At 44.7% G+C, this 12,413-nt stretch carries 13 protein-coding genes; 8 read left to right on the forward strand and 5 right to left on the reverse strand.

Annotation, left to right across the window (positions count from 1 at the left end; genetic code table 11):
* Positions 1–15: 15 nt before the first annotated feature.
* The 6 genes from IDJ77_RS21475 to IDJ77_RS21500 all read left to right on the forward strand — a co-directional run bounded on the left by IDJ77_RS21475 (position 16) and on the right by IDJ77_RS21500 (position 4,281).
* Entirely contained in the window at positions 16–765 is a 750-nt protein-coding gene (locus IDJ77_RS21475; protein WP_191191040.1) for a prolipoprotein diacylglyceryl transferase, read from the forward strand.
* On the forward strand, positions 758–2,161 hold the full coding sequence (locus IDJ77_RS21480; RefSeq protein WP_191191041.1) for a radical SAM protein: 1,404 nt from the start codon (positions 758–760) through the stop codon (positions 2,159–2,161). Before IDJ77_RS21475 ends, IDJ77_RS21480 begins: the two co-directional genes overlap by 8 nt.
* Positions 2,162–2,167: 6 nt before the next feature.
* Positions 2,168–2,443 carry a hypothetical protein gene (locus tag IDJ77_RS21485; RefSeq protein ID WP_191191042.1) on the forward strand — a complete coding sequence of 92 codons (276 nt, stop codon included), beginning with the start codon at positions 2,168–2,170 and terminating at the stop codon, positions 2,441–2,443.
* A 1-nt stretch (position 2,444) separates the two neighbouring features.
* A complete protein-coding gene (locus tag IDJ77_RS21490; RefSeq protein ID WP_191191043.1) occupies positions 2,445–2,708 on the forward strand; it encodes a hypothetical protein in 264 nt (87 codons plus the stop codon).
* Positions 2,709–2,782: 74 nt separating this feature from the next.
* Complete coding sequence (locus IDJ77_RS21495; RefSeq protein ID WP_191191044.1) at positions 2,783–3,577, forward strand: carboxypeptidase-like regulatory domain-containing protein; 795 nt, start codon at positions 2,783–2,785, stop codon at positions 3,575–3,577.
* A gap of 176 nt (positions 3,578–3,753) precedes the next feature.
* Entirely contained in the window at positions 3,754–4,281 is a 528-nt protein-coding gene (locus IDJ77_RS21500; protein WP_191191045.1) for a carboxypeptidase-like regulatory domain-containing protein, read from the forward strand.
* Here IDJ77_RS21500 and IDJ77_RS21505 read toward each other — a convergent pair.
* The 4 genes from IDJ77_RS21505 to IDJ77_RS21520 all read right to left on the reverse strand — a co-directional run bounded on the left by IDJ77_RS21505 (position 4,278) and on the right by IDJ77_RS21520 (position 8,323).
* Positions 4,278–5,228: a Ppx/GppA phosphatase family protein gene (locus IDJ77_RS21505; RefSeq protein WP_191191046.1), complete on the reverse strand. Its 951-nt coding sequence runs from the start codon at positions 5,226–5,228 to the stop codon at positions 4,278–4,280. The genes IDJ77_RS21500 and IDJ77_RS21505 overlap by 4 nt on opposite strands.
* A gap of 254 nt (positions 5,229–5,482) precedes the next feature.
* Complete coding sequence (locus IDJ77_RS21510; protein WP_191191047.1) at positions 5,483–6,736, reverse strand: ABC transporter permease; 1,254 nt, start codon at positions 6,734–6,736, stop codon at positions 5,483–5,485.
* Between the two features lie 3 nt (positions 6,737–6,739).
* Complete coding sequence (locus IDJ77_RS21515) at positions 6,740–7,645, reverse strand: ABC transporter ATP-binding protein (RefSeq protein WP_191191048.1); 906 nt, start codon at positions 7,643–7,645, stop codon at positions 6,740–6,742.
* A 48-nt stretch (positions 7,646–7,693) separates the two neighbouring features.
* The gene (locus tag IDJ77_RS21520) at positions 7,694–8,323 is read right to left on the reverse strand and encodes a hypothetical protein (protein WP_191191049.1); all 630 of its coding nucleotides are present in this window, start codon (positions 8,321–8,323) and stop codon (positions 7,694–7,696) included.
* A 74-nt stretch (positions 8,324–8,397) separates the two neighbouring features.
* On the opposite strand from IDJ77_RS21520, the gene IDJ77_RS21525 reads away from it, so the two are divergent.
* Complete coding sequence (locus tag IDJ77_RS21525) at positions 8,398–9,384, forward strand: nucleoside hydrolase (RefSeq protein ID WP_224751184.1); 987 nt, start codon at positions 8,398–8,400, stop codon at positions 9,382–9,384.
* A 318-nt stretch (positions 9,385–9,702) separates the two neighbouring features.
* Positions 9,703–11,088 (forward strand): Fic family protein, encoded by a 1,386-nt coding sequence (locus tag IDJ77_RS21530; protein ID WP_191191051.1) that lies wholly within the window; start codon positions 9,703–9,705, stop codon positions 11,086–11,088.
* Between the two features lie 51 nt (positions 11,089–11,139).
* Here IDJ77_RS21530 and dnaJ read toward each other — a convergent pair whose 3' ends face one another.
* Positions 11,140–12,303 carry a molecular chaperone DnaJ gene (gene dnaJ, locus IDJ77_RS21535; RefSeq protein ID WP_191191052.1) on the reverse strand — a complete coding sequence of 388 codons (1,164 nt, stop codon included), beginning with the start codon at positions 12,301–12,303 and terminating at the stop codon, positions 11,140–11,142.
* Positions 12,304–12,413: the final 110 nt, after the last annotated feature.

The following is a 12,413-nucleotide window of genomic DNA, read 5'->3' on the forward strand; positions in this document are numbered from 1 at the left end:
TAAACTATATCCAATTTGCACTTCCCGGTAAATATCCCAATTGGTTCTGCTGCTATCCCTGTTCATTTTGTATGCGAAACGCTGGCTTACTTCCTTGGCTACCGGTACTATGCTTATCTCCGTAAAAACACCCAGGACCAAATCAGCGCCAATAACCGGCTCGTTATTTTTATTGGGGCGGCATTTGGCGCATTTTTGGGCAGCCATATTGTTGGTGTGCTGGAGAACCTAACCTTGCTGTCGCATTTCAACCTCATCTATTTTATGGGTAACAAAACCATTGTAGGCGGCATGCTTGGTGGATTGATAGGTGTAGAACTCACCAAAAAGCGAATTGGCGTAACCGTATCCTCCGGCGACCTGATGGTGTACCCGCTGATACTGGCTATGATCATCGGTCGCACCGGCTGCTTTTTGGCGGGACTGGAAGACGGTACTTACGGCATTGCCAGCAATTTACCCTGGGCCATCAATTTTGGCGACGGCATCCGCAGACATCCTACCAATTTGTACGAGATCTTATTTTGGCTGATGCTTTGGATAAGCCTGAGTTTGGTGGAGCGGAAGCACGAATTTGCCAACGGCGCAAGGTTTAAAGTGTTTATGGCGAGTTACCTCATCTTCCGCCTGCTGGTGGAGTTTATTAAGCCCGCTTACTTTTTTGGCTTCGGGCTCTCGGTAATTCAGTTGGTTTGTATCGGCGGAATTTTGTATTATTATAAAGTATTTCTCTATCCTTCAAAACTCATAAAAACCTATGCCTGAACGCCCGTATATTTATTACGATTTTACTTTAAGCATATGTTCTACCTGTTTGCGCAGGGTGGATGCTAAGATAGTTTTTGAGGAAGGCAACGTTTATATGTTGAAGAACTGCCGCCAGCATGGTTTCGAAAAAGTGCTGATAGCTACCGATATCGAGTATTATAAAAACTGCCGTAACTATGCCAAGCGCAGCGAAATGCCGCTAAAATTTAATGCCGAAACCCATTACGGCTGCCCTTACGATTGCGGCCTGTGCCGCGACCATGAACAGCATTCCTGCCTTACCGTGGTGGAAGTTACCGACCGCTGTAACCTCGCCTGCCCAACCTGCTACGCTATGTCGTCGCCGCATTATGGCAGGCACCGCACCTTGCAGGAGATAGAGCAGATGCTGGATGTGATTGTGGAGAACGAGGGACAGCCCGATGTGGTGCAATTGAGCGGCGGCGAACCTACGGTGCATCCGCAATTTTTCGAGATACTGGATATTGCCAAAACGAAGCCCATCAAACACCTGATGCTGAATACAAACGGCATCCGTATAGCTAAGGACGAAAATTTTGTAAAACGCCTGGCGACCTATCAGCCCGATTTTGAGATCTACCTGCAATTCGACTCGTTTGAGGCAGAAGCCTTGATAAAATTGAGAGGGGAGGATCTTACAGACGTCAGGGCAAAAGCTATAGAGCACTTGAATAAATACAATCTTTCTACCACATTGGTAGTCACCCTGCAAAAGGGATTGAATACGCATGAGATAGGTAAGATCATCGAATATGCCCTGCAGCAACCCTGCATCCGCGGCGTAACCTTCCAGCCAACACAGCAGGCGGGGCGGCTGGAGAACTTTAACCCGGCAACCGACCGCTATACCCTTACCGAGGTACGCAGCGCCATATTAGCGCAAACCAATGTTTTCAATGCCAACGACCTCATTCCCGTGCCATGTAACCCCGATGCACTGGTGATGGGCTACGCGCTAAAGCTGGGCGGACAGGTTTTCCCGCTTACGCGGATGATCAATCCGGACGATCTGCTGGATAACTCCAAAAATACCATCGTTTATGAGCAGGACGAACAATTGAAGGGACATTTACTCAATATGTTCAGCACGGGTAACTCGGTGGAGAAGGCCAAAGAGCACCTCAAATCTATTATGTGCTGCCTGCCTGACATAGACGCACCGCAGTTGAGCTATGATAACCTGTTTAGAGTAATTATCATGAATTTTATTGATGCGCAGAATTTTGATGTACGCGCCATCAAAAAATCATGTGTACACATCGTAAACAAGGATCTGCAGATCATCCCCTTTGAAACCATGAATATTTTTTACCGGGACGATAAGCGCGAATATTTGGAACAACTACGTACCGAAATGGCCGCAACTTTTTAATAAGATATGGAAGAGAAAAACCTGATTCCCAAACAAGAATTAAGCTACAAAATAGTCGGCATCAATTTAGCGGTGCTGGCGGTATATACGCTGCTTTCAGCTTTATCTCCCGGAGGGATCATTTTTGATGCTTTCGCGATCGTTGTCCATGTTATTGTTTGCATCATATTAACCTTAACAGGGCCCAAACGAATGCAGTGGTTGTTAAGTGGTGTTTTGGTATTAGTTATTGGTTTTTCAACTTGTGCAGGCGTGTTGGGTAAAATGAGTGGAGGGTTTTAATATGGAAGAGATAAGCATTAAACCCCAACGTCAACCCAAATGGGTTGTAGTGGCCATAAATATAGCCGTTATGGTTGCTTATACCGTTTACTTCAGGTTTGTAGAAGGACAATATAATTTTATTGCCATTGCCATGCTGATAGCTATGCATGTGGCGCTATGCCTGGTGCTGGCCATCTTCGTTTTTAGCAAGGAATTTTTATTGAGCGCCGCCCTGGTGCTGGTTATCGGGTTCTCTACCTGCTGGCTGGTATTTGCTGTATAGGCTATCGCATCTTTTTATCAAAATAATTATGGAAATGTGTTTGCTGATGCATCCTGCTGTAAAACTCCCGCATTATGCAGCCCATCAAACACGTCAGTATCCCCCAGCCCTGCCACGAAGATTGGCAGCAGATGACGCGAGTAGCGCAAGGCAGGCACTGCCAAAGCTGCTGTAAAACCGTTATCGACTTTACGGCGATGAGTAATGCGGAAGTGATTAACTACCTCGCCATGCATAAAAACACCTGTGGAAGGATTGAGCATAGCAGGCTGGCCGGGATAAACTACGAATTGGAGGCTGATGATAAAAGACTATTTTCCTGGAAAGGCCTGCTTGCAGCAGCTTCACTCAGTATACTGTTCCCGGCGATAGATGTTCAGGCGCAAATCGGGCCTAAAATCGAGCAATTGCCTTATGCTTCGTTCCCTCGCGGCAAAATGATGGTAAGTAGTAAAGTCGGCTCCATTACCATTGAAGGCAAGGTAACCGCAAAGGAAGATGGGCAACCTATCCCCGGAGTCAGCATAATTGTCAAAGGCATATCAACAGGCACAAAAACTACGGCCGACGGCAGCTTTAAATTAAAACTGCTTAATGTTAACGATACAATTAGGATATCATCTGTGAGCTACAAGCCGGTAGAAATGCCCGTAGGGCACGGTTCGAAAGCCATTGATATCAGTTTGGAGATAGCGCCCATCGTACTGAATGATGTGCTTGTGCAACGGTATGCCAGTTCGACAAGGCAATGCAGTACGTTGGGCGTTGTTGTTACCCTCAATGGCAAAAAGATACCATTTTACCTGCGCTGGTGGTATTGGTTGGTGCATAAGGCCCGGCACATCATTGCAGCCATTAACCCCTTTTAAGCTAAAAGAATCATCGCATTCTAAACTACGCCCGATGTAAGTATCAAACACATCAACATCCCCCAGTCTCGCCATCAATCCTGGAGCGACTGTAATTAAGATACCTTGCCAGTCACAGCAAAAAAGGAATATATTTATGGAATTGTTCTATCAATTGCTGATACACGAAAGCACTTATGAAGTCAAGAAAAACATGTGGTAAGTTTGATGAGTGTGAAATCGTTTTAATTACTCATTGCTCATACGAAAGTAGAAAGGCTCCTCTGTTGTGGGGATTTTTATTGACTACGGCCATGTTGATTTTGGTAAATGTCTTTGTCGAGGCCAGTGAAAGACCGCAAAAAAATATAATAAATACACCTATCCCAAGATTATTATCTACCCAAACCTTTACATTACGAGGGAGGGCATTGAACAAAAGTACAAAACTGCCTTTGTCAGACGTTAAGATCAGGTTAAAGGGTACGCTTAATCAAGTTTTTACAGATAGTACCGGAAGTTTTAAATTGCAGGTTCCGCCAGCAGCCACCTTAATAATAAGTTGTGTAGGTTACTCATCGAGAGAGTTGCCTATCGGCAGCCCGAGTGGAAGTCCGATAGAAATTTATTTGCAGGAAAGTACTGATTATTTTATAAGCCCAGTGGTTGTAAAATCACCGCCCTTTTATACACGGTGGTGGCGAAAAATTAAACATATCTTTTAACCCAACATCCCCGCTAACACCCCTTCTTTAAGGGAATAGGTAGACATGCTCACATTCACCAACCCCACTTTTTGCATAATATAAATGGTAAGCAGGCTGGCCGTTACAATCATATCCACCCGTACCGGGATGATGCCTTTTGTTGCGGCGCGTTTGGCATGGGTTGATTTGATGAGTCGCTCTATTATATCCAGCAGGTCATCGGTATCAAACTCGTAGGCTTTTATTTTTTTTAGGTCGAAGGGTTTCCCTTTTTCCAGGTCAATCACTTCGGCAAAACTTTCGAACGCACCGGATGAACCGATAAGCGTGGCAGGTTTATATTCCATTGCGGCAATAAACAGCGGACCCAGGTGCTGGTTAAGGTAGGCCGTCATGGCTTTGATGGAGATCACCGGTATCGGGTCGGTTTTGTGAAATTTATCCATCAGCCTTGCCGCACCTATTTCAAAACTCTGTTTCCAAAGCACTTCTTTATTGTTGCCGATGATAAACTCTACGCTGCCGCCGCCGATATCTATAATAAGGGCGTTTTCATTGGTTAAAACGCCGCTGGCCTTTATCCCTTCGTAAATAAAGGCGGCTTCCTGGTCGCCGTTGATAATTTCGATCTGGATGCCGGCTTTGGCCTCCACTTCGGCTATAAAGTCGTTGCCATTGGCTGCGCTGCGAAGGGCAGAGGTTGCGATTGCTCTAACCTCGGTTGCGCCTGCCCCGTCGATATGCTTCTTAAAATCCTGCATGGCTTTTATACCACGGGTAAAGGCGGCCTGCTGAATGATGCCTTTGTTGATACCTCCTTCGCCAATTTTTACCGCCTCGGTTTGATGGTGGATAACTTTAAAATCACCGGCGCTGCCTTCCGCTATCAGCAAGTGAAAGGTATTGGTACCAAGATCCATCACAGCGATGCGTTTGGCAGAAGGTTTGTTTTGTTGTTCGGGCATGGGCAGCAAATAAAAATCCCCGCAAAAGTATGGCTTTCGCAAGGGATTTTTGAACTATGATGTGGTTTGGGTGAAGATTATTTATATCGCTACAGGACAATGCCGGGCGATCAGGGTTAACATAACTTAACACAATTCAATGTTTAACCTTGTTAATTATTTGATATTCATTTAGTTAATAAACTACCAGGGTTAACATAAATACGGGGCTATTCGCTTGGGAGGCGCTTTAACCCCCTCTAACAGAAAATATATTACTCTTTATAAAAGAACCATTTTGCCAATTCTTTAAAGCTTGCTTTTTTACCATACATCAGTACGCCAACCCGGTAAATGCGTGCGGCAACATAGGTGGTGAACAGGAAGCCGACAACCATAAGCGACATGGAAAGCGCTAATTGCCAATCTGGAACGCCGCCAAAAGGGATGCGTACCATCATAGCCACCGGTGCCGTAAATGGTATCATTGATAACCAAACTGCCAGCGGGCTATCCGGCGCCTGGAATAACACCGACACAGATAAAATATAGGTAAACAGCAATGGTAAAGTTATCGGGAACATAAACTGCTGTGTTTCCGTCTCGCTATCCACTGCAGAACCTACTGCCGCAAAAAGAGCGCTGTAAAGCAGGTATCCTGTTAGAAAATAGAAAATAAAGCATCCTAATATATATCCAAAGGGTATTGTGCTTAGCACAGCAACAGCACCCGCGATAGGGCTGCCAGGGCCCGAAAACGCGTGCCCCGCTATTTTTGATGATATTACAGATAGCAGTATCCACGCTCCGAATTGTGTTAAGCCCACCAGCCCTACGCCGATGATCTTACCCAACATCAACTGGAAAGGTTTTACCGAGGAGATGATCACCTCGATGATACGGCTGGTTTTTTCTTCGATAACGCCGCGCATTACCTGGGCACCGTAGATAAATAACGATAGGTATATCAATATCGCGCAAGCTATTCCAACTCCCATGGTGGCGCCTAAATTGGCTTCCTTGGTGCCGGTAGCGGTAACTTCCATGGCGTTAACCGATATCCGGTTTTTATTGAGTGCGTTTAAAAAGGCGGTATCAATATGATGGTCTACCAGGCTTTTTGCTGATGCGATAGCGTTCAATTGCTTTTCCACTTCTTCGGTAAGCTGATAAGTAGGCTTCTTTTTAGATAAGATCTGCACCTGGTTTTTAGCATAATCGGTAGGTATCACCAATATCGACAGGTCCTCATTTTCCTGTAAGCCGCCTTTAGCGTCATTTAACGATTGTTTGCTGGCTTCGAATTTAATATGCTTAGCGTTGCGGAACTTGCCCTCAAAAGCCTTGCTGTCGTCAATTACTTTTACGGTAAGATCATTGCTCAATTCCTGGTTGTTTTTAGCAATAAAGCCTATGAGGGCCGACATACCCAATATCAACGCAGGAACCGCAAATATCATCACAATAAAAGCCTTCTTTCTTACGCGGGTAACGTATTCGCGCTGTATAATCAATAATACTTTATTCATGGCCTATTTAATGAGGTTTACTTTTTCGATGAAGATCTCGTTCATGCTGGGGATAACTTCCTGCAGCATGTTGATGCGGGTTTTTGGCAGCAGGTATTGAAGGACATCGTTGGCGGTGGTATTGTTAAGCTTTATTTTGATGGTATGGCTGTTATCTTCCCCGGCAACATCGCTGATGAGGTCAAACGGTTGCGCGCCGCTAAAATCTAAATGCTCGCCGGTGTATTCTACCAGGTAAGTATCGTTTTTGTACGAATTGCGGATGGCTTTTACCCGCCCATCTAATATCTTATGCGATTTATGGATGAGGGCAATAGAGTCGCAAAGCTCTTCAACTGATTCCATGCGGTGGGTAGAGAACAGGATGGTAGCGCCTTTTTTGTTCAGTTCCAGTATCTCGTCTTTGATCAGCTCGGCGTTCACCGGGTCGAACCCGCTGAAGGGTTCATCTAAAATGATCAGGTCGGGCTCGTGCAGCACGGTGGCCACAAATTGAGCCTTTTGCTGCATTCCTTTGGATAATTCTTCAATCTTCTTCTTCCACCAGGTTTCCATACCGAGTTTCTCAAACCAGAATTTCAGCTTGGCGGTGGCATCGGCACGGCTGAGGCCTTTCAGGCGGGCGAGGTAGATCATTTGCTCGCCTATCTCCATTTTTTTGTACAGCCCGCGCTCTTCGGGCAGGTAGCCAATACGGTTAATGTGCGACTGATCGAGCTTTTGCCCGTTGAAGTACACTTCGCCCGAATCGGGAGCGGTAATTTGATTGATAATGCGGATGAGGGAAGTTTTACCGGCGCCATTTGGGCCAAGCAGGCCAAAGATCTTGCCGCTTTCTACTTCTAAACTCACATCGTTTAACGCGCGGTGGCCGGCGTATTGCTTAACAATGTTGCGTATGCTTAGCATGTTTGTGGATGGTTATATGACTGTTTAGAGTAAGCATTAAGCACTTTGTTACATGTATTCTTCTTCTAAATCAGTGGGCTGAGGGTAGCCATCCAATAACACCTCCGTGCGTTTTAAAAGAACGATTAAAACAATAGGAGTGAATAAAGAAAACAGATCGGCATATAACCAGCCAAACCTATAAATGCCGGGGTCATAATTTTCAGCCAAATATGCCAAGCCAAACCGCATGCCACCTTTTAATAAGACCTGTGCTATAAATATTGCGCCTAATACTTTATAATATTTGCTGATGATAGGATTGCGTAATTTAAATATTTCGATTGCGAGGAAGATAAAAGTGATAACACATAGGAGGCCATATAGCCCCATATACGCTATTAAGTTTTGATAGTTAGGGATGAAGATAGTAATGTTTCCGGCTATCGCTATAACAACTAACAACGAAAAAGCAATTACAGCAGAGCGTCGTTCGTTAACTGCTGCTAACAGTATGGTGAGATAAACAAGCAGAAGAATATAGGTAGTTTGGAGAGTTGCCAGTTTTATATAGTACAGAACACCGGTAGTGCCAATCTCAACCTCGCTGTAGCGCAAAATTATAACAAGTAATAAAACCGCCGCGTAAAAACATGCCAGCCAGGTTGCATAGGTATGTGTTTTAAAAGTAACTTTCATTTATTGCCGGCAGCCAGAATTTATGGTTAATTTTAACGGCCAATTACAAAACCAAGATACAATAAAATATGCCTATGTATAAGTTCATTACCGCATTTGCTATTGTTTTTTGCTGCGCGATAGTTGCAAGCGGTCAGCCTATGACCAAAAAGCCCGTCAGCATTATTTTTGATAGCGATATGGGGCCTGATTATGATGATGTAGGCGCGATAGCCATGTTGCACGCCTTTGCCGATAAAGGAGACGCTAAAATACTGGCAACGATTGCCAGCACCAATTATCCGGGCGTAGCAGGTGTGCTAAATGTATTCAATACATATTTTAAAAGGCCCGGCATCCCAATAGGCGTACCCAAAGGCAAAGCCCTCGGCCTGCGCGACTGGCAACACTGGACCGATACCGTGTTGCATAAATATCCCCATAAAATAAAAACCAACTATGAGGCAGAGGATGCCGTAAAGCTATACCGCAGAATACTGGCTACACAGCCTAATCATAGCGTAACCATTGTCACTATCGGTTTTTTTACCAATATGAGCGATCTGCTCAAGTCGGCGCCAGATGAGTACTCCAAACTTGATGGCAAGGCGTTAGTTGCCGCGAAGGTGAAGGTGCTGGTAAGTATGGGCGGCAAATTCCCCGAAGGCTCGGAGTTTAATGTGAACCAGGATGCCGCTGCAAGCAAGTATTCGCTCGACAACTGGCCGGTGCCCGTTATTTTCAGCGGCGGCGAAATAGGGGAGAAGGTAAAAACAGGCCTGCCGCTTATACACAATGCAGGTATTAAAAACTCGCCGGTAAAAGATGTTTTCAGCATTTGTATCCCCATGGCTAAAGAAGATGCACCTGGTCGTAATAGTTGGGATGAAACAGCCGTGCTGGTGGCTGTAAAAGGCTACTCGCCCTATTACACTTTACACAAAGGGCGGATAAATATTGCTGTTAATGGCAGTAATACCTGGGACGATAGTGGTAAGGGCCATGCCTACCTAGTGGCAAAAATGCCTGCTGAGGATGCAGCGGCGATAATCAATGAGTTGATGATGCACCAACCGAAGTGATCCGCGGAATTTCGGTGGGGACACCGAAATTGGGGGGGAGGGTTAGGTAGTTAATCCTGTAAGTGTCCCATATCAAAAGTGGGACACTTTGTTTTTGCAACATTCTTATTATCAATATTTTGTATGTTTTTAGTGAAACACTTTGGGACACCCCTGTTGTTTAAGTTTATGGTGTAAGTTATTGGTTTTTAAATACTTATATCGAACGCAAAATTTCAAAAAAAATAGCATGGCACACTTTTGGGACACCCCCATAACGGATTATTTTTGGCGCGGCAGGGATTTCTCTATACCTGATAGAATTTCTATCTTTAAAAAATGAACCTGAAACTCGAAACCGAATTTAGCAAAGCGCCCATATTGCAGGAAGTTGATGCCCTGAAAAAGCAGATCGACGATATGCGGCCTTTGCCCGAGGATTTGGAGGGCAGGGTGATGCAAAAATTACGGCTCGACTGGAATTACCACTCCAATGCTATCGAGGGAAACAAGCTAAATTATGGTGAGACTGTGGCTTTCCTGATGGAGGGCATCACAGCAAAAGGCAAACCACTAAAAGACCATTTGGATATCCGCGGACATAATGAAGCTATAAATTTTCTGCTTTCGATAGTAAAAGATGCCCGCCCAATTTCCGAATCGGAAATTAGGTCGTTGCATAAAATGATATTGGTAGAGCCTTACGACGTGAGTGCTCAAACAGCAGATGGCTTGCCAACCACCAAACGTATCACATTAGGAGAATATAAAACATCGGCTAACCATGTAAGAACAGCCACAGGCGAAATGCATTATTATGCTACGCCTGAAGAAACACCTGCCAAAATGCAGGAACTAATGGAGTGGTACAGCGAAGTAAATAATAACGAAGATATTCATCCAATAGTGACCGCCGCTTTATTTCATCACAAGTTTGTGTCGATACATCCGTTTGATGACGGCAATGGCAGGTTATCAAGGATTTTGATGAACCTGATTTTGATGCAAAAAGGTTATCCGCCGGTGGTAATTAAAATGGATGATAGGACAAACTACTACTCTTTGCTGAGTAGGGCAGATAATGGGGATGGGTGGCCGTTTGTGGAATATATCGCTGTTGAAGTAGAAAGGTCGTTTCAGCTTTATTTAAAAGCGGCGAATGGCGACGATATTGATGAGGATGAAGATATTGATAAGGAGATAGCCTTGTTTAAAGCCGAGTTACTGGGTTCAACAAATGTTAAATATAAGAAATCGCTGCCTGAAATAAATCGCATCTTGGTATCGGAGCTATCCTCTTTAGCTCAAAAGTTAATTAGTAAAGTTAGCCAGTTTGAAGATGTTTTTTTCGATATTTCAAACTCGGTTGTATTAATGTTGCAAGACAAGGCTACCCCTAAGGTTTACTCTTCAGTGGAAAATATTTTAAGCCACGGTACACAAATTGAACGAGATAATATATTGAACGCAATGGAATTGATAACCATTGCGTTTAACTTTAAAAAGTTTAAAAACATAAACAATGATTTCGATATAATTACTTGGGTTGCCTTTACTTTTAATGACTATAATTATTCTATCCTGCTGCCAAATGGCTTTGTTCTTTTAAGTAAACTATACCGTCAACCACTCACAAATTCAGAAATGAACTCCATAGTTAAAGGTTTCATATCAGAGTTAACCACTGCAATAAATGAAAAACTAAAAAAGCCCGGAGTAAACTAACTCCAGGCTTTCATTTATATCTTTCGGACTTTCCGTCCTTCGGACTAAAATTTACTCAAAATATTCCTTCATCCGTTCAAAGAAACTTTTCTCATTCTTACCCGGATTTGGTTTAAAGTTTGGCGAGCCTTGCAGTTTTTCCAGCATTTCACGCTCTTCGCGGCTTAGTGCTTTTGGTGTCCAGATGTTTACGTGGATCAGCTGGTCGCCGCGGTGGTAAGAGTTTACTTCCGGTACGCCTTTGCCTTTCAGGCGCAATATTTTGCCGCCCTGGGTGCCCGGTTCCAGCTTGATTTTTGCTTTACCATCAATGGTTGGCACTTCCACACTGGTGCCTATGGCTGCATCAACAAAGTTTACATGCAGGTCGTATATCACGTTGTTGCCATCGCGTTTCAGGGTTTCGTGCGGTACTTCTTCTATCAGGATAATGAGGTCGCCGGGCATACCGCCGCGCGGGGCAGCATTACCTTTGCCGCTCATGCTTAGCTGCATACCTTCGCTTACGCCTGCAGGTACGTTTATGGTGATGGTTTCTTCGCCACGTACAACGCCGTCGCCATGGCAAACGGAACATTTAGAGGTAATGGTAGAACCTTCGCCGTTACAGGTAGGGCAGGTGCTGGTTGTTTGCATCTGGCCCAAAATAGTATTGGTAACCCTGCGTACTGAGCCCTGGCCACCGCAGGTTTTACAGGTGCTGAAGGATGATTTATCCTTAGCGCCGCTGCCATCGCAGGTTTTACAAAGGATCTGCTTGTTTACTTTTATTTTCTTTTCGGCACCGTTGGCAATTTCTTCTAAAGTTAAACGCACTTTAATGCGCAGGTTGCTGCCACGGGCAACACGGCGGCCACCGCCACCTTGCCTGCCGCCACCAAAGAAACCCTCGAACGCGCCGCCACCGCCGCCAAATATATCGCCAAACTGGCTGAATATGTCGTCCATATTCATGCTGCCGCCGCCGTAACCACCACCATTTGGTGATGATGCGTTGGCCGCGTGGCCAAATTGGTCGTACCGCTGGCGTTTTTCGGGCGAGCTAAGCACCTCGTAGGCCTCGGCAGCTTCCTTAAACTTTTCTTCGGCTGCTTTATCGCCCTCGTTCTTATCCGGGTGATATTTAATAGCCATTTTACGATATGCCTTCTTTATCTCGTCAGCATCTGCTCCCTTGGTTACCCCAAGCACATCGTAATAATCTCTCTTAGCCATCTTGTTAATTAGTGAATTTTTGAATGAGCGAATTAGTGAATTAAAACGCCTGTATATTATATTTCTTTTTGAATCAGTAAGATAGCGAATTAATAACAAAGACCTAAATC

It is taken from the genome of Mucilaginibacter pankratovii (assembly GCF_014773265.1).
Classification (GTDB): domain Bacteria; phylum Bacteroidota; class Bacteroidia; order Sphingobacteriales; family Sphingobacteriaceae; genus Mucilaginibacter; species Mucilaginibacter pankratovii.